The sequence below is a fragment of the Burkholderia perseverans genome (assembly GCF_022870505.1).
Classification (GTDB): Bacteria; Pseudomonadota; Gammaproteobacteria; order Burkholderiales; family Burkholderiaceae; genus Burkholderia; species Burkholderia plantarii.
Genome location: NZ_CP045094.1, coordinates 2,682,589 through 2,698,892, shown reverse-complemented (window position 1 = coordinate 2,698,892; position 16,304 = coordinate 2,682,589). Strand labels below are relative to the sequence as shown.

The 16,304-nt window shown below is 70.6% G+C and carries 16 protein-coding genes and 1 tRNA gene; 5 read left to right on the top strand and 12 right to left on the bottom strand.

Annotation, left to right across the window (positions count from 1 at the left end; all coding sequences use genetic code 11):
- Positions 1-26: 26 nt before the first annotated feature.
- Positions 27-1,241, top strand: coding sequence for a DUF1501 domain-containing protein (locus BpN12_RS26495; protein ID WP_246795176.1), 1,215 nt, complete (start codon positions 27-29; stop codon positions 1,239-1,241).
- An 85-nt stretch (positions 1,242-1,326) separates the two neighbouring features.
- Here the strand turns inward: BpN12_RS26495 and hpnD are convergent, their stop codons facing one another.
- Complete coding sequence (gene hpnD, locus BpN12_RS26490; RefSeq protein WP_246795175.1) at positions 1,327-2,160, bottom strand: presqualene diphosphate synthase HpnD; 834 nt, start codon at positions 2,158-2,160, stop codon at positions 1,327-1,329.
- Between the two features lie 237 nt (positions 2,161-2,397).
- On the opposite strand from hpnD, the gene BpN12_RS26485 reads away from it, so the two are divergent.
- Together BpN12_RS26485 and BpN12_RS26480 are read left to right on the top strand one after the other, a co-directional pair.
- Positions 2,398-2,484: transfer RNA gene (locus tag BpN12_RS26485), tRNA-Leu, on the top strand.
- A 392-nt stretch (positions 2,485-2,876) separates the two neighbouring features.
- A complete protein-coding gene (locus BpN12_RS26480) occupies positions 2,877-3,086 on the top strand; it encodes a hypothetical protein (RefSeq protein WP_246795174.1) in 210 nt (69 codons plus the stop codon).
- A gap of 316 nt (positions 3,087-3,402) precedes the next feature.
- Here the strand turns inward: BpN12_RS26480 and BpN12_RS26475 are convergent, their stop codons facing one another.
- A complete protein-coding gene (locus tag BpN12_RS26475) occupies positions 3,403-3,738 on the bottom strand; it encodes a hypothetical protein (RefSeq protein ID WP_246795173.1) in 336 nt (111 codons plus the stop codon).
- Between the two features lie 273 nt (positions 3,739-4,011).
- On the opposite strand from BpN12_RS26475, the gene BpN12_RS26470 reads away from it, so the two are divergent.
- The gene (locus tag BpN12_RS26470; protein WP_246795172.1) at positions 4,012-4,899 is read left to right on the top strand and encodes an alpha/beta hydrolase family protein; all 888 of its coding nucleotides are present in this window, start codon (positions 4,012-4,014) and stop codon (positions 4,897-4,899) included.
- 118 nt (positions 4,900-5,017) lie between these two features.
- Here BpN12_RS26470 and BpN12_RS26465 read toward each other — a convergent pair whose 3' ends face one another.
- From BpN12_RS26465 to BpN12_RS26445, 5 genes are all read right to left on the bottom strand, one after another.
- Entirely contained in the window at positions 5,018-6,118 is a 1,101-nt protein-coding gene (locus BpN12_RS26465; RefSeq protein WP_246795171.1) for an ABC transporter permease, read from the bottom strand.
- A 1-nt stretch (position 6,119) separates the two neighbouring features.
- Positions 6,120-7,106 (bottom strand): ABC transporter permease, encoded by a 987-nt coding sequence (locus BpN12_RS26460; protein WP_246795170.1) that lies wholly within the window; start codon positions 7,104-7,106, stop codon positions 6,120-6,122.
- A gap of 105 nt (positions 7,107-7,211) precedes the next feature.
- On the bottom strand, positions 7,212-8,891 hold the full coding sequence (locus BpN12_RS26455) for a sugar ABC transporter ATP-binding protein (protein WP_246795169.1): 1,680 nt from the start codon (positions 8,889-8,891) through the stop codon (positions 7,212-7,214).
- 46 nt (positions 8,892-8,937) lie between these two features.
- Positions 8,938-9,969, bottom strand: coding sequence for an ABC transporter substrate-binding protein (locus BpN12_RS26450; protein WP_246795168.1), 1,032 nt, complete (start codon positions 9,967-9,969; stop codon positions 8,938-8,940).
- Between the two features lie 248 nt (positions 9,970-10,217).
- On the bottom strand, positions 10,218-11,330 hold the full coding sequence (locus tag BpN12_RS26445) for a LacI family DNA-binding transcriptional regulator (protein ID WP_246795167.1): 1,113 nt from the start codon (positions 11,328-11,330) through the stop codon (positions 10,218-10,220).
- Between the two features lie 355 nt (positions 11,331-11,685).
- On the opposite strand from BpN12_RS26445, the gene BpN12_RS26440 reads away from it, so the two are divergent.
- On the top strand, positions 11,686-12,696 hold the full coding sequence (locus BpN12_RS26440) for an aldose 1-epimerase (RefSeq protein ID WP_246795166.1): 1,011 nt from the start codon (positions 11,686-11,688) through the stop codon (positions 12,694-12,696).
- Between the two features lie 277 nt (positions 12,697-12,973).
- Here the strand turns inward: BpN12_RS26440 and BpN12_RS26435 are convergent, their stop codons facing one another.
- The 5 genes from BpN12_RS26435 to BpN12_RS26415 form a co-directional block, all read right to left on the bottom strand.
- Positions 12,974-13,171, bottom strand: a complete 198-nt coding sequence (locus BpN12_RS26435; RefSeq protein WP_015875389.1) for a CsbD family protein — start codon at positions 13,169-13,171, stop codon at positions 12,974-12,976.
- A 94-nt stretch (positions 13,172-13,265) separates the two neighbouring features.
- Entirely contained in the window at positions 13,266-13,625 is a 360-nt protein-coding gene (locus tag BpN12_RS26430; RefSeq protein WP_246795165.1) for a BON domain-containing protein, read from the bottom strand.
- A gap of 60 nt (positions 13,626-13,685) precedes the next feature.
- Positions 13,686-13,850, bottom strand: coding sequence for a hypothetical protein (locus tag BpN12_RS26425; protein WP_246795164.1), 165 nt, complete (start codon positions 13,848-13,850; stop codon positions 13,686-13,688).
- Positions 13,851-14,566: 716 nt separating this feature from the next.
- Complete coding sequence (locus tag BpN12_RS26420; RefSeq protein ID WP_042625277.1) at positions 14,567-15,016, bottom strand: MarR family winged helix-turn-helix transcriptional regulator; 450 nt, start codon at positions 15,014-15,016, stop codon at positions 14,567-14,569.
- A gap of 54 nt (positions 15,017-15,070) precedes the next feature.
- The gene (locus BpN12_RS26415) at positions 15,071-16,225 is read right to left on the bottom strand and encodes a glycerate kinase (protein ID WP_246795163.1); all 1,155 of its coding nucleotides are present in this window, start codon (positions 16,223-16,225) and stop codon (positions 15,071-15,073) included.
- Positions 16,226-16,304: the final 79 nt, after the last annotated feature.

Below are 16,304 nucleotides of genomic sequence, written 5' to 3'. Positions count from 1 at the left end.
CAGCAGACGGTGACGAGGGTGGCACGATGAAACGACGCGATTTCCTGACCTTGGCCGGCGCGGCAAGCGCCGCCGGCGTCTCGCTGTGGATGCCGCGGCCGGCGTTCGCCGGCGGGCCGCTCGCGAGCGCAGACGACAGGCGGCTGCTGATCCTCGTCGAGCTGAAGGGCGGCAACGACGGCCTGAACACCGTGGTGCCCTACGCCGATCCGCTCTATCGCACGCTGCGGCCCACGCTCGGGCTGCGTCGCGAGACGCTGCTGACGCTCGACGAACACGCGGCGCTGCATCCGTCGCTCGCGGCGCTGCTGCCGCTCTGGCGCGCGCGCGAGCTGGCCGTGGTGCAGGGCGTCTCGTATCCGCAGCCGAACCTCTCGCACTTCCGCTCGATCGAGATCTGGGACACGGCCTCGCGCGCCGACGAATATCTCGGCGAGGGATGGCTCACGCGCGCGTTCGAGCAGGCGCCGGTGCCGCCCGGCTTCGCTGCCGACGGGCTCGTGCTCGGCAGCGCCGAGATGGGGCCGCTCGCCAACGGCGCGCGCGCGATCGTGCTCGTCAATCCCGCGCAGTTCCTCGGCGCGTCGCGGCTCGCCCATCCGGTGTCGCTGCGCGAGCGCAACCCCGCGCTCGCGCACCTGATCGACGTCGAGAACGAGATCGTCAACGCGGCGGCGCGGCTGCGGCCGCGCGACGGCGGGTTCGCGTTCGCCACCGCGTTTCCCGCCGGGCCGTTCGGCACCGCGGTGAAGACCGCGATGCAGGTGCTGGCATCGTGCGAGACGCCGCAGCGCCAGCCTGCAACCGGTCAGGGCGTGGCCGTGATGCGGCTCACGCTGAACGGCTTCGACACGCACCAGAATCAGGCGGTCCAGCAGGCCGCGCTGCTCAAGCAGCTTGCCGACGGGCTCGCGGCGATGCGTTCGGCGCTCGTCGAGCTGGGACGCTGGAACGACACGCTGGTGATGACCTATGCGGAGTTCGGGCGGCGCGTGCGCGAGAACGCGAGCGGCGGCACCGATCACGGCACGGCCGCGCCGCATTTCGTGACGGGCGGGCGCGTGCGCGGCGGGCTGTACGGCGAGCCGCCCGCGCTCGCGCGGCTCGACGGCAACGGCAATTTGCCGGTGGCCGTCGATTTCCGGCAGCTCTATGCGACCGTGCTGGGGCCGTGGTGGGGGATCGACGCGGCGTCGGTGCTGCGCGGCCGGTTCGCGCCGCTGCCGCTGCTGCGCGCCTGAGTTTGGCGGCGGTCGACAGCGACGGGGGCTTGCCTCGTCGGTGCGGCCGGAACGGCTGACAAGGGCTGCCGTTTCGTATCGGGTATCAGCGCCGCCGGGCCGCGCGCCACGCCACCCAGAGCTTGCGGATCGGCGTCAGCGCGATGCGCTGGTGCAGCACCTGATACTCGTCGCGCTCGATCTCGTCGAGCGTCGCGAGCGCGAGCGCGCCGAGTGCGCGCAGCGTGCGTTGCGCGCGGCGTTCGGCCGGTGGAATCGCGTCGAGCGCCTCGTGCAGCGCCGCGCGCGCGCGCGCGGTCTGGAAGCGCATCAGCTCGGTGAACGCGGGGCCGTAGCGGCGATGCATGAGGTCCGCGGCCGTCACCTCGTAGCGCTGCAGTTCGTCGATCGGCAGATAGACGCGGCCGTGGCGCGCGTCGTGGCCGACGTCCTCGACGAAGCGCGCGAGCGTGAGCGCGTTGCCGAGCGCGGTGGCCCAGTCCGGCGCCGCATCGGGCGTGCCCGCGCTGGCTTGCGCGACGAGCCGCGCGAACGCGCCGCCGACGCGCTCGACGTAGCGGCGCAGGTTCGCGAAATCCAGGTAGCGTGCCTGCTCGAGATCCATCGCGAAGCCGTCGGCGAGCGCCTGCAGCGCGGCGCCGTCGCGTGCGATCGCAGCGGCATGTTTCGCGAGCGCCAGCGACACCGGATGCGAAGGCTGGCCCGCGGCGAGCGCGGCCAGCTCGTTGCGCCACCAGGCGAGCTTGGTCTGGCCGATGGTCGGGTCGCTCGTCTCGCGCACCGTGTCGTCGAGTTCGCGATGCAGCGCGAACAGCGCGGTCAGCGCCGCCTGGCTGGCGAACGGCGCCTGACGGAGCGCGTAGTAGACGCTGGAGCCCGGTGGGGCGGCCTTTTGCTGGCAGTATTCGTCGAAATTCACGGACGGCGGCTACGAGTGGACGGATCGGGCGCGCAAAGCGGACCGGATGCCGCGTGGGGTGGCGAGTGCGCGGCGATTCTAGCATCGTCGCCCGATCGGTGCGGTGCCTAGAGACAAGCGTGGGGAGATCGGTTAGAATCTCGCGCTTCGCGCTTTCCGGCGGCCGCCCGACTCCACGTCGGCGGCGTGCTCGCGGGACGCCGGGCCCACCGCGGCCGCGTTCCCGAACATCGATGTGCGTGAGTGGCGAAATTGGTAGACGCACCAGGTTTAGGTCCTGACGCCCGCAAGGGTGTGCCGGTTCGAGTCCGGCCTCACGCACCATCCCCCTTTCAGCAAGACGCCGGCGACACGTAACGCAACGATTTACGATGTCGCCCGGTCTGCGCCCGTCGATCCGATTTCTCGATATCGCGCCGTCGGACGATGCATCGCCACGCGAATGAGTCCGCGCATGCGGCGTGCCCCGGCGTGGCCACCACCAGCGCTCGTCGCGCCGAATTGATGGCGCCGATGCCGGCCCGCAACGCGGGATGCGAATCCCGCGAGCCTGCCGGCGCAGCGACGGCAGCTGCCCGCGAGCCCGCGTTTCATCGCGCGTCCGGCACGCGCGCCGGCGGCCCATGCGCAGGCGAAGCCTGAAGTATCATGTCCCTCCCACCGCGCGAAGCTTGAAGTCGCTCTGGCACGCCCTCGCTGTATCGTTTGGAGCGGTCATGAATCACTTCTTTGTTGCACGTCGCAGCGCAATCGCCATGTTGATCTCGGAAATCAACGCGCTCGACGTCGTGAACGCCACGCTGCCTCCCGAGATGCAGGCCCGGGCTGCCGAATGCCGGCGTCTGCTCATCGCGCTTCGCGCCGGTCGCATCGACGATTTCATCCTGCCCGCGGAAAACCCCGTCCAGTTGACGATACTGGATTGACGGCATGCCCGAGGCACCGGTGCCGCGATCGGGTTCGCGCGACTCCTTCCGCTCCAGCCTGCCGTAGCGAGTCGCAGGCAGCGCGTCCACGATACGTGGCGCGTGCTTCCCGCCGTGCCATTTCGCTGTCGCCCAGGGTGCGTAGACAGGATCGAGAGCCTTCGTTTTTTCGGGCCGAACTGCGCCTTCCTCACTCGCCGGACTCCGATCCGCGCCACAGTGCCGGCCGAATACGCATACCGTCACTGAGCGACCCATTATCGAAAGCGACACGACGCCTGCAGGCGACCGACGCGCCGTGGGAACGCGACCACGGTCAGTGGGCGCGATATCGTCCGCACGAGACGACGCATTCGTGGCCCCGCATGCCCGAAGCGAAGCCGGCTCCGGAGACGGTCTCGGGGGCGACTTCACCGCGCTCGCCGGCGAGCGCGCAGCCCGCGACGCCGGCAGGCCAGCCGCCGTCGACGCTCGATCTCGGCGCGTTGTCGATGCGGCTGTCGCGGCTGAGGTGGCCGTTCGGGGCGAGCGACGACGAAGGGGGGGGCCGGGTGCGCGGTCCGGGTCCGAACCGGACGATTGAGCCGGCCGCCGCGCGTCGCGGCAGGCGCATGATCTGCGCGCTGCGCGGCAGCGCGTCCTCCCGTTCCAATGCCCGGCCGCGAGATCCGCTCCGCACGCGGCGCCTTGGCTCGCGCTCGACCGGCGCCACGCGATTCGACGCGAGCCGGCCAGGGACACCAGATGCCCGGCGACGGCATTGCAGGTAATATCTCGACGCCGAATCCGCAACGACAGAACCGCGCCGACGCGCAAGCCCGCCGGCTTCTTCGAATCACCGCAAGCGGGTGGTTCGACCGGCCGCCGCGCCCGTCGCGCGGAACAACCATCGACGGCAACCCCCTCACGCTACGCCGAGCCACCCATGACCGTCGCCATTCGCCTGTTGCGGACCTCGCTGCCGCTCCTGATCCCGTGCCTCTCCCTGGCCCACGCCGAGCCGCTCAGGGCGGATCTGCACGAGTCCGTCACCACGCTCGACGTGGCGGTCAAGGATTTCTACGGCAGGGAAGAGGCCGGCAAGCTCGCCGTCACGCAGTTCACGCCGGACGGCGACGGCCCGTTCCCGATCCTGATCCTCAATCACGGACGCAGCGGCACGGATCGGGGCACGCCGCCGCGCTTCCGCTACACGCGGCAAGCCGCCTTTTTCGTCAAACGCGGCTTCGCGGTGTTCGAGCCGACGCGGATCGGCTACGGCCGCTTCGGCACGCAGTTCGATCCCGAATACAGCGGCAAGTGTAGCCAGAAGGATTACCGGCCGATGATCGACGCGGCCCGCATCGAGGAGCGCGCCGTGCTGGACTACGCGAGGCAGCAGCCGCGCGTCGATCCGCACCGGATCGTGATCGTCGGGCAATCGGTCGGCGGCTTCGTCACGACCGGCGTGGCGGCCGGGAACCCCGACGGCGTGGTGGCCGCGGTCAACTTCGCCGGCGGCTCGGGGGGCGATCCCGTCGAGCATCCCGGCGTGCCGTGCCAGGGCGAGCGGCTGGAGGCGATGTACGAGCGCTTCGGCAAGACGGCGCGCGTGCCGATGCTGTGGATCTATACCGAGAACGACCAGTACTTCGGCCCGACCTACAGCCGCGCCTGGCATGCCGCGTTCGTCCATGCCGGCGGCAATGCGGACTACCGGTTGCTGCCGCCGTTCGGCGACAACGGCCACCTGCTGTTTGCGCGCGGCACCGACATCTGGGAGCCCGTCGTCGCCGCGTTCCTCGACCAGCAGGGCTTCCCGGCGCGACGGTAGCGGCGCGGGCAGCGCGCTCGCGCCGGCATCGCGGCGCGGCCGGCGTAATGATGGCCGGCGGATGGCTGGCGCGCAGGCAACGGCTGCCGCCGCGCCGCGCCACACCCTCAAGCCCCCCTCAGCGCCTGCGCGAACTCGTCAGCACGGTCTGCACGATCACGGCGATCAGCAGGAACACGCCGCTCGCGAGGTTCTGGTAATACGGGCTCAGCGTGCCGACCTGGTTGATCACGTTCTGGATCACGCCGAGCAGCAGCACGCCGGCGAGCGGGCCCGACATGGTGCCGACGCCGCCCGTGAGCAGCACGCCGCCGATCACCGCCGCGGCGATCGACTGCAGTTCGTAGCCGGTGCCCGCGGCCGACAGGCCCGAGTCGAGATGCGACGCGAGCAGCGCGCCGGCCAGCCCCGCGAGCGCGCCGCTCGCGCCGTAGGTGAGGATCTTCACGCGCTCCACGCGCACGCCGAGCATGCGCGCGGCCTCCTCGTTGCCGCCGATCGCGAAGATCGCCGCGCCGTAGGGCGTCGCGTTCAGCACCAGCGCGCCGAGCGCGTAGGCGCCCACCAGCAGCCAGATCGTGTCGTTGATGCCGAGGATCGAGCCGTTGGCGATCTGCGCGAAGAAGCCGGGATTCTCGATCAGCAGGTCCTGGCTCGCGAGCACGAGCGCGACGCCCTTCAGGCCGAGCAGCGCGGCGAGCGTGACGATGAACGGCGCCATCCGCGCCCGTGCGATCAGCACGCCGTTCGCGAGGCCGACCACGAGGCCGGCGGCGATCGGCGCGAGCAGCGCCGCGCCCCATCCGTAGGGCGCCGCGTAGGCCGCGATCACGGTGCCGAGGCCGACCATCGAGCCGACCGACAGGTCGAATCCGCCCATGATGATCACGAGGCTCTGGCCGATCGCGATCAGGCCGAGGAACGAGCCCGCCGAGACGATGTCGGCGAGATTGGCGACGTGCAGGAAGTCCGGAAAGATCGCGCCGGCCACGGCGCAGACGAGGATCAGGATGCCGATCGCGCCGCGCGACTGGATCAGCCCGACGATCCGGTTGCGGCGCTCGGTGCGTGCGCGCGGCGGCATGGCCGAGGGCGGCGTGCCGGGCGTGCCGTCCCGGCGCGTGCTTTGGGTGGGACCGATGGCGCCGGAGCCGGGCGCCGCCTGACGCGCGGTGAGCGGCTCGCCATGGGTCGCGCCGAGCTTCGTGTTCGCGCGCATCTCAGCCTCCCTGCCGTTGCAGGTACAGCGCAACGACGATGAACACGGCCTTCAGGATCTGCGCGTAGGTGAAGCTGACGTTGTTCATGATGAAGCTCGCATCGAGCACCTGCAGCAGCAGCACGCCGAACACGGTGCCGACCACCGAGATGCGCCCGCCCGAGAGCGGCGTGCCGCCGATTACCGAGGCGGCGATCGCGTCGAGTTCGAAATTGACGCCGACGTAGTTCGGATCGGACGCGCCGAGCCGCGCCGACGCGAACACGCCGGCCAGCCCCGCGAGCACGCCGCTCGCGGCATAGACGAGGAACAGCGTGCGGCGCACCGGGATGCCGGCCAGGTAGGCGGCGCCGCGGCTCGCGCCGATCAGGATCGTGTAGCGGCCGAAAGTGGTCCGGCGCACCACCAGCATGGTCAGCAGCGCGAGTACGAGCGCGATCGCCATCACCACCGGCAGCGGGCCGAGCGCGCCGGTGCCGAGCAGGTCGAACGCGTCCGACGGCGGCAGGCTCACGCGCGAGCCGCCGACCAGCGCCTGCGCGAGGCCGCGCGCGGCCACCAGCAGCGCGAGGCCGGAGATCAGCGGATCGATCCGCACGATCGACACCAGCGCGCCGTTGAAGAGACCCGCCACCAGCCCGGCCGCGATGCCGGCCGCGATCGCGGTGCCGGTGCCGTAGTCGAGGCAGACGGCCAGCGTGGCGCTGGCGAGCGCCATCACCGAGCCGACCGACAGGTCGATGCCGCGCGTGGCAATCGCGAGGTTCTGGCCCAGCGCGATCAGGATCACGGGCGCGGCTTCGAACAGCAGGCTGCGCGCGGCGAGCGGATTGGAGAAGCCGGGCGTGATCGCGAGATTCAGCGCGACCAGCAGGGCCAGCGCGACGTAGACGCTGTTGTCGCGCGCCCAGAGCAACGCGGCACGGCCGGGGATCGCGCGCGCCGCGTCGGCGGGCGGGCGCTGCACGGGAGTGTTCGAAAGGTTCAAGCTGTCCTCGCAGGGTCGGTCGGGCGGCCGCGCCGCGGGGCGCGGCCGGACGGCAGGGGGGCGGCCGGGCAGGGCGTCGCGCACGCGCGGCCCGCGGCGGGCCGGTCAGCGCTCGCGCGGCGCATCGGCGGCTCCGGATGCGGGAGGCGTGTCGTCATCGGGCGCGGTGCCTCCGGGCGTGCCGCCATTGGGCGTGCCGTCGAGCTCGTCGCGGCGAGCATCGTCGCCGCCGCGCGCAAGAATCGCGAGCACGTCGTCGGGACTCGCGCCGCGCGTCGCCAGCGTGCCGGTCGTCACGCCCTCGTTGAGCACCACGAGCCGGTCCGTCAGCTCGAGCAGTTCCTCCATCTCGGAGGACGTGACGACCACGGCGAGCCCGTCGTCGGCGAGCCTCTGCACGACGCGATGCACTTCCTCCTTCGCGCCGACGTCGATGCCGCGCGTCGGATCGTCGAGCAGCAGCACGCCCGGATGGGTGGACAGGCAGCGCGCGATCAGCACCTTCTGCTGGTTGCCGCCCGAGAGCGTCGAGATCGGCGCGCCGGGGCCGGCGGTCTTGATGCCGAGCTGTTCGATGTAGCGCGCGACCAGCGCGTCCTGGCGGCGCGTCGAGATGAAGCCGAAGCGCGACAGGCGCGGCAGCACCGAGGCCACCAGGTTGTCGCGCACCGACAGGCGCGGGAAGATGCCCTCGGAGCGGCGGTCCTCGGACAGGAACGCGAGCCCGCGCTCGATCGAGCGCGCGGGCGCCGCGTCGCGCAGCGCGGCGCCGCCGATCCGCACCTCGCCGCCTTCGGCCTTCTGCGCGCCGAACACGGCCTTGAAGGTTTCGGTGCGGCCCGAGCCGAGCAGCCCGGCCAGCCCGATGATCTCCTTCGGCGCGATGCGCAGCGACACGTCGCGCACGCGCGTGCGCCAGCGCAGCGCGTCGACCTGCAGCGCCGGCGCGGCATCGGCGGCGGCGCCGGTCTCGCGCTGGCCGCCATGGCCGCCGAGCCCCTTGCCTTCACGGCCCAGCATCGCGGCGATCAGCGCGGCGCGCGGCAGCTCGTCGGGCGTGCCGGTCTTCACGATCGCGCCGTCGCGCATCACCGTGAAGCGGTCGCAGAGCCGATAGCACTCGGACAGCCGGTGGCTCACGAACAGCAGCGCGATGCCGTCGGCGCGCAGCCGCTCGACCACCCGGAACAGCACCTCGACCTCGGCGCCCGACAGCGCGGAGGTCGGCTCGTCGAGGATCAGCACGCGCGCGCCGAGCGACACGCCGCGCGCGATCGACACCATCTGCTGCTCGCCGAGCCCGAGCGCGCTCAGCTTCGCAGCCGGGTCGACGGACAGCCCGTAGCGCCGCACGATCTCGCCCGCCATCGCGTTCATCCGGCGCCGGTCGATCAGCCATCCGAAACGTCGCGGCTCGTGGCCGATGAAGATGTTCTCGGCCACGCTGCGCTCGGGAATCAGGTTGATCTCCTGATACACCGCGGACACCCCGAGCCGCTGCGCGGCGCGCGGCGAATCGAACGCCACCGGCTGCCCGTCGAGATGCACGGCGCCCTCGTCGAGCGGATGGAAGCCGGTGAGGATCTTGATCAGCGTGGACTTGCCGGCGCCGTTCTCGCCGATCAGGCCATGCACCTCGCCGGCGCGCAGCGTCAGCGAAACGTCGCGCAGCGCGCGCACCACGCCGAACGTCTTCGAGGCGTGACGGGTTTCGAGCACGACCCGGCCGGGCGCGCCGTGCGCGTCCGGACCGGAGTCGGGCAGGGCATGCATCGGATCGTTCATGCGTGAACCTGCAAGTCGGTTGCGGGACGGGAACCCGAAGGCGCGCTCAATAGACCGAGCCGGCGTCGAGCGACTGCTTCGCGTTGCGCTTGTCGTACAGCGCGTCCTTCATGATCTGCTTCTGCGGCACCGGCTTGCCGGCGAACCAGTCCGAGAGCGACTGCATCGCGAGCGGGCCGAAGCGCGGGTTGGTCTCGACGTCGGCCGCCACCACGCCGGCCGAGATGTCGCGCACCACGTCCTTGGTGCCGTCGATCGAGACGATCGTCACGCCCTTGAGCTTGCCGGCCTGGCGCAGCGCGGTGATCGCGCCGAGCGTCATCACGTCGGCGTGCGTGTAGACGGCGTTGACGTCCGGATGCGAGAGCAGTATCTGCTCCATTACCTTCTGCGCCTCGGTGGTGGACCAGTTCGCCGTCTGCGCGGCGGCGATCTTCATGTTCGGATACGCCTTGAGGCCTTCGGCGAAGCCGTCGGTGCGCTGGCTCTCCACGGTGTTGCCGTAGCCGCCCTGGATCTCGGCGATCACGGCCTTGCCGCCCGTCGCGTCGGCGAGCGCCTTCGCGGCGCGCTTGCCCTGGTCGAAGAAGTCGGAGCCGAGGAACGTGATGAAGTCTTCGCAGAACGTGCCGGCCGTCTGGCGGTCGATCGTCACGACCGGGATGCCCTTGGCCTTGGCCTGCGCGAACGCCGGCTGCAGGCCGGTGGAGTTGTTCGGCGCGACGATCAGGGCCTGCGCGCCCTGATTGATCATGCTTTCGATGTCGGAGACCTGCTTGGCCGGGTTGTTGTTCGCGTTGGTGTAGAGCAGCCGCTTGACGCCCGCCGCCTTCGCCGCCGCGCGCACCGAGGCGGTCTCGGTGGCGCGGAACGGATTCTGTTCGTTCTCCGATTGCGAGAAGCCCACCACCAGGTTGGCCAGCTTGACGCCGCCCGGTTTCGGGTTGGTGCAGGCTTCGGACGAAGCGTTGCCGACCTTCTGCTCGGCGGTGTCCTGCGCGAGCGCGGCGGTGGACCACGCGCCGGCGAGGCAGAGCGCGAGCGTGGCGAGGTTGCGATTGAGCGATGCTGTTGACATGCCTGTCTCCAATTATTGTTGACCCAACACGTTGCACGACCGGATGGCGATGCCGGCTTGCCGGCGCTTGCTGCTATGGCCCGACCGCATCCGCGAGGCTGCCCGTAGCGCCGCCTTCGGACCGAGGGCGCGGCGCCGGCCGGCATGCCGCGAGGCGAACCTCGCGACGGCCGGATCCGCGCCGCGTACCGCAGCCGCCGCGCTCGAGAACGAGACGGCGGCCACGGTGCTTCAATTAATATTAACAGTCATGAATTGAAAATATTACTTCGGGTATCCCCGGGGTCGGCGGCCGCATCGGTGGTCATATCGGCGGCGGCGGCCGCGCAGACCGAGCCGCGTTCGATCAGCGGACCGTCGAGCTTGATGGTCCGGTGCCGCAGCGGCGCGCCGGCCATCCGGTTCTCGTGTTCCTGCAGCAGCGTTTCCACGGCCCAGCGTCCGAGCTCGTAGTTCGGCAGCACCACCGTGGTGAGCGGCGGGTGCGTGTGGCGCGCGATTTCCTGATCGTCGTAGCCCATCACCGAGACGTCCTCGGGCACGCGCAGGCCGAGCTGCTTGAGCGCCTCGATCGCGCCGATCGCGGTCAGGTCGTTGGCGCAGAAGATCGCGCTCGGCGGGTTCGGCTCGCGCATCAGCGACAGCGTGTGCTCGAAGCCCTTGCCCGAGCTCCAGTCGCCGTCGCGCACCAGGTTCGGATCGAACAGCAGGTCGGCGGTGGCGAGCGCCTGGCGATAGCCCTTCAGGCGGTCCTTCGCGGCGTCCTGCCAGGTCTCGCCGTTGATGAAGCCGATCCGCCGGTGCCCGGCGGCGGTCAGGTACTCGGTGGCGGTGTGGCCGCCCGCGACTTCGGCCGGCACCACCGAGGAAAGCGGCTGGTCGCTGCAATAGCAGTTCAGCAGCACGGTCGGCACCTTCAGCAGCGCGGCCGGTACGCCGACCTTGCGCGTGTAGACGGTCGCGTAGATCACGCCGAGCAGGTTCGGGCTCGACAGCGCCTGCTGCAGCACGCGCTGCTCGATCTCGGCGTTGCCGTGGGTCGAGTACACGGCGAGCAGGCAGCCGTTGTTCCAGGCGGCGTCGCGCGCGCCGTCGACGCTGACGACTGGATGCGGACTGGTGGAGATTTCGTCGGCGATGTAGACGATCTGGTTGCGTTCGCCGGGCGCGGCCGGCGCGCTCACGCGCGTCGGCAGCTGGTAGCCGAGTTCCTCGGCGACCTTCAGCACCTTGTTGCGGGTGTCGTCCGAGAACTTCGCGCCTACCGCGCCGTTCAGCACGAGCGACACGGTGGATTGCGACACGCCGGTGATCTTGGCGATGTCGGTCATGGTCGGGCGGCGCTGGGTCGATTTTTTCATGCGGTGCGAGAGAGCGGAAAGCGTGGTGCGTCGTTGGTTTGGGCCAACCTAGCACTAATATTACCGGCCGGCAATCGGCGATCTCCTCGATGTCTGGCCGCCATGTGGTGCCGCGCTCAGGCGTTTTGAATGAATTATTACTAATAAATTGACCTCGGCGCGGGGAGTGTGCGACGCTGGTGGCAGGCGGACTCTCGTCCCGGCCATTCGCAGTCCGGCCATTCGCAGTCCGGCCATTCGCAGTCCGGCCATTCGCGGCACGGCCATTCGCGGTCGTGCCATTCCCGGCCCGGCCCGGCCGTGTGCAGTGTGCCGGGGCCGGCGCCGCGGCCCGCCCTTGTCTCGATTCGTTTTCATGGAGCCCATCGCCTTGAGCCGCCGGCCGACTTCGTTGCCCTCGTCATCGCCCGTTGCCGCGGACCTCGATCCCGCGATCCTCGACGATCCCTCGCTGGTGGTGCTGCGCGCTGGTGCCCGGCGCGTGGTGCTCGCGCCGGCGCTCGGCGGCGCGATCGCGGCGTTCTACGACGCCGCGGCCTCGGGGCCGGTCCACTGGTTTCGCCCGACCGGGCGCGCCGCGCTCGACGGGGGCGACCCGCTGCAGATGGCGAGCTTTCCGCTGCTGCCGTATTGCAATCGCATCCGCGACGGGCGATTCCGCTTCGACGGCCGCGAATGGCACCTGCCGATGGGCAGCGGGCCGCTGCGGCACGCGCTGCATGGCCACGCCTGGCGGCTGCCGTGGGAGACCGTCGCGCGCGACGGTTCGTCGGCGGAACTGCGGTTCGGCTGGACGCCGCCGGCGGGCGCGGGCAGCGCGGCCGCGCCGGGCTGGCCGTTTCGCTACGAGGCGCGACAGCGCTTCGAGCTGGGCGAAGCGGGGCTGGTGCTGCGCCTGAGCGCGCGCAACCTCGACAGCCGGCCGATGCCGTTCGGCTTCGGCCTGCATCCCTATTACCCGCGCACGCCGCGCACGCGGATCGAGACGCGCGTGCGGGCGATCTGGCGCAGCGACGGCGAGCTGCTGCCGACCGCGCTCGGCGCACATCCGGCCGTGGACGCGCTGGCGGACGGCCTCGTGCTCGACGCGTTCGCGCTCGACAACAACTTCACGGGCTGGAGCCGCGAAGCGGTGATCCATTGGCCCGAGTCGCGGCGCCGGCTGACGATGCGCGCCGATTCGCCGCTCGATCATTTCGTGCTGTATTCGCCGGCCGGGGAGCCGTTCTTCTGCGCGGAACCGGTCAGCAACACCACCGACTGGCTCAACCTCGACCTGCCGGCAGGCGAGCGCGGCGGCTGTGTGCTCGCACCCGGGGAATCGGTGGCGGCGACGGTGACGTGGCTGCCGGCGTGGGACGACTGAACGGGCCGGGCTTCGCGCCGCCGAGGCGCGACGGAACGAACGGCGGCCGGGGTAGGCGCAGGGCAAAAAAAACGCGGCGCACCGCTCGAGCGATGCGCCGCGTGTCACGTATTGCACGTATTGCACGTGCTGCGTCCATCAGAAGATGTGCGCGATCAGGTAAATCACCACCAGCAACCCGATCGGCACGCCCAGCAACCATGCGATCAAATACTTGCCCATTGGACCTCCTTTGCCCGCGACGCGAGCCGGGAAGATCGCGGCGCGGCGGCGTTGGTTATAGCGTCCGGTCGAAGTCGTTCAACTGCTTTTCCACTTCGTCGCGTGCAATGCCGTAACGCTCCTGGATACGGCCGGCCAGGTATTCGCGGTTGCCGTCGAGTACCGCCAGATCGTCGTCGGTCAGCTTGCCCCACTTGGCCTTGAGCTTGCCGGCCAGCTGCTTCCACTGGCCCTTGATCCTGTCTTCGTTCATGGTGTCCTCCGGATGGTCCGTGATGAGGGGGCGGCGCGCGGCGCCGCCAGATAACACGTGCTGCCCGCGCGCGCGTTGCCTGCGCGGCGCGCGGTTAGCTCTTCGCCTTCAGCGCCGAGTCGTCGACCTGCTTGACGCCCTTGATCGCCTTGGTCACCGCCACCGCCTTATGGACAGCCGTCTTCGACGGCAGCACGCCGGTCAGCGTCACCACGCCGTCCACCGTCTTCACGTCGATGTCGGTGCTCTTCACCCCCTTGGTGGTGGCGAGTTCGGCCTTCACCTTGGTCGTGATCCAGGTATCGGACACCGGCTGGTCCGACTTCATTGCGGCACCGTTGTCGTCGGTGGTCGACGTCTGGGCGTAGGCGGCGGGCACCAGCGCCGTACCGAGCATCAGGGCGGCACTCGCGGCCAGCAGCGACTTCAGGGCGATCTTGTTCGTCTTGTTCATGGTGTCGTTCTCCGTAATAAATGGTGTCGTCAATGACTGGGTAAATCGGATTGCGGCGCGTCAGGCGCGCGGCGGATCCGGTATGGGCGTCACGGGCGGCAGGCCCGGCGGCGGCACCGGGATGTCCGGTTGCGGCTGGCCTGGCAGATCGTGGCCGGGCAGCGGATCGCCCGGCGGCGGCCTTGGCTCGATCGGCGTCGGATCGGGCGTTTGATGCAGTTTCATGACCTGTCTCCTTCACTCGGAGTCGCAGTTCGTTCAGATTACGGATTCGGCGGCTGCGCCAACAGGCTCAAATGCATGGGGCTTTCTAGTGCGTTTGCCCCGGTTCGGCTGGTCACGTTTTGTTACTTTTGACACGCCGTGATACGACTTTCGAAACGCCGGAAACGCCCGTCCTGTCTGGTTGAGCGGGAAACGACGCGATCGTTCGATCAAGTTGCGTGCGCAACGATCAGCGAAGTCGTGCACCGGGGCGGATGGACGTGGTGCGGGCGTACCGGTTCCAGGGGAGTCGAGCGTCGAGTCGGGTCGCGCCCGTTCGGGGCGAGTCGCGCCGCAGCGGCTGGCTCGCGCGGTCAGGTGCCGGGCGGTTCGACGGGATCGCGGAAGCTTCGACGCGGATGCATCGATCGGCAGGGACTGCCGGCAGCTGGTGGCGCGGGAGGAGGGGAAGGCCGGTGCCGGTCGATGTCCGGGCGTCGGAAGTTGGATGGTGCGGGCGCACCCGGTGCGCAGTCGGCTGTCCTGCAAGGCGGCGCGCGACGAATTGAACCGTCCGGTGAATCGGGCCGTCCGTCAGCGGGGCCGTCCGTCGGCGCGCCGCTCGCGCATGTATCGCGGCACGCGGCGGATCGGGCCGAAGGCAAGTTCGCCGAAGCGAAGCGCCCGATTGCCACCCGATTGCCGCCCGATTGCCGATTCGGCGCCCGCGCGCCTCCTTATTCGATTCGCTCGCGCGTATATGCGATCAGCTTGTCGAGCGCGCGCTCCAGCGCCGCGCGTTCGCTGTCGCTGAGCCGTTCGGCCAGATCGCCGTTCCAGCGCCGCGCGAGCGTCATGATCTTGCGGTTCAGCGCGGCGCCGTCGCGCGTCAGCGCGACCACCACGATGCGGCCGTCCTCGTCGCTGGCGGCTCGCGACAGCAGGCCCTGATGGATCAACGCCTCGGCGGCGCGGCTCGCCTGGCTCTTGTCGAGATGCGTGCGGCGCGCGAGTTCCATGATCGAGAACGGCCCGAACGCGCCGACCGCGTTGATCACGCGCGCCTCGGGCAGCGTGATGCCGAGCTTGTCGCGGTAAAGCTCGCCGAGCGCGCGGTCGGTGAGCTTGTTCATGGTGTGCAGGCGGTGGGTCAGAAACTGGTCGAGTCCGGCTTGGCTGCCTTTCATGGCGGTTCCTGAAGTAGGGCGGCGGCCCGATTGTTCCCGTATCGCCGCGTGCGGTCAACGGGGCGATAAACGGCCGAAGCGCAGCCGGGCCAGCTGTTCGGCCTCGTTGGCGAGCAGCCGGGCGGCATCGCGGATCGCGACCTCGAGCGTAATCGGTCCCGGCGCCGGCGAAAAGCAGCCGTCAAAATGTTCTGATAATTGGGGCAGCGCGGCGGCGTCGACGGCGCCCGACAGCAGGCTCGCCGGCACGCCCGCCGCGGCCGCGTGCCGGCACGCGATGAACGGCGCCTTGCCGTGCAGGGTCTGGCCGTCCGAGCGGCCCTCGCCAGTGATCAGCCAGTGCGCGCCGTCGAGCGCCGCGTCGAGGCCGATCTGGCGCGCCACCACTTCCGCGCCCGGCTCGAAGCGCGCGCCGAGCAGATGCAGCGCGAAGCCGAGGCCGCCGGCCGCGCCGGCGCCGGGCTGGTCGCGCACCTGGCGGCCGAGCGCCGCCTCGGCCAGTTCGGCGTAGCGCGCGAGCGCGGCGTCGAGCGTCGCGACCTGCTCGGGGCGCACGCCCTTCTGCGGGCCGAAGATCGCGGTGGCGCCGTGTTCGCCCGTCAGCGGGTTGTCGACGTCGGACATCGCGACGAACTGCGTTTCGGCCAGCCGCGGATCGAGCCCCGACGCGTCGAGGCGCGCGATCTCGCCGAGCCGGGCCGGCACCGGCTCGAACTCGCGGCCGTCGGCGTCGAGCGCGCGCAGGCCGAGCGCGGCCAGCAGGCCCGCGCCCGCGTCGTTGGTGCTGCTGCCGCCGAGCGCGACGAAGAAGATACGCACGCCCTCGTCGAGCAGCTGCCGGATCGCCTCGCCCATGCCGCGCGTGCCGCGCGCCTCGACCGGCACGGCCATGCCGACCGGATCGGTGATGCCGACGATCTCGGCCGTCTCGACGATCGCGGTGCGCGCGTCCACCAGCCCTGCCGCCGCCTCGCGCGGCGCGAGCGCCGCGCCCGCCACGCTCAGCGTGCGGCGCGTGCCGCCGTGCGCGAGCATCGCGTCGAGCGTGCCTTCGCCGCCGTCGGCCATCGGGCAGCCGCGCACGATCGCGTCGGGGCGCGCGCGCGCGATTCCGGCCGCGATCGCGTCGGTCACCTGCTGCGCGGACAACGATCCCTTGAACGAATCGGGCGCGATGACGATGACGGGCGCGGACGGGAAGGGCTGCATGGTGTCTCCGGTGGATATCGGGTTGGATTCTGGGCTGGATTCGCGGCGCGGGCCGGGGCCGGCCGGCGCGCGGGCCCGG

Bases quoted from the DNA above. Each gene is read 5' to 3' on its own strand.
- BpN12_RS26495 (WP_246795176.1), top strand. From the start codon at position 27: ATGAAACGACGCGATTTCCTGACCTTGGCCGGCGCGGCAAGCGCCGCC.
- BpN12_RS26480 (WP_246795174.1), top strand. From the start codon at position 2,877: ATGAATCACTTCTTTGTTGCACGTCGCAGCGCAATCGCCATGTTGATC.
- BpN12_RS26470 (WP_246795172.1), top strand. From the start codon at position 4,012: ATGACCGTCGCCATTCGCCTGTTGCGGACCTCGCTGCCGCTCCTGATC.
- BpN12_RS26465 (WP_246795171.1), bottom strand. From the start codon at position 6,118: ATGCGCGCGAACACGAAGCTCGGCGCGACCCATGGCGAGCCGCTCACC.
- BpN12_RS26455 (WP_246795169.1), bottom strand. From the start codon at position 8,891: ATGAACGATCCGATGCATGCCCTGCCCGACTCCGGTCCGGACGCGCAC.
- BpN12_RS26450 (WP_246795168.1), bottom strand. From the start codon at position 9,969: ATGTCAACAGCATCGCTCAATCGCAACCTCGCCACGCTCGCGCTCTGC.
- BpN12_RS26445 (WP_246795167.1), bottom strand. From the start codon at position 11,330: ATGAAAAAATCGACCCAGCGCCGCCCGACCATGACCGACATCGCCAAG.
- BpN12_RS26440 (WP_246795166.1), top strand. From the start codon at position 11,686: ATGGAGCCCATCGCCTTGAGCCGCCGGCCGACTTCGTTGCCCTCGTCA.
- BpN12_RS26435 (WP_015875389.1), bottom strand. From the start codon at position 13,171: ATGAACGAAGACAGGATCAAGGGCCAGTGGAAGCAGCTGGCCGGCAAG.
- BpN12_RS26430 (WP_246795165.1), bottom strand. From the start codon at position 13,625: ATGAACAAGACGAACAAGATCGCCCTGAAGTCGCTGCTGGCCGCGAGT.
- BpN12_RS26425 (WP_246795164.1), bottom strand. From the start codon at position 13,850: ATGAAACTGCATCAAACGCCCGATCCGACGCCGATCGAGCCAAGGCCG.
- BpN12_RS26420 (WP_042625277.1), bottom strand. From the start codon at position 15,016: ATGAAAGGCAGCCAAGCCGGACTCGACCAGTTTCTGACCCACCGCCTG.
- BpN12_RS26415 (WP_246795163.1), bottom strand. From the start codon at position 16,225: ATGCAGCCCTTCCCGTCCGCGCCCGTCATCGTCATCGCGCCCGATTCG.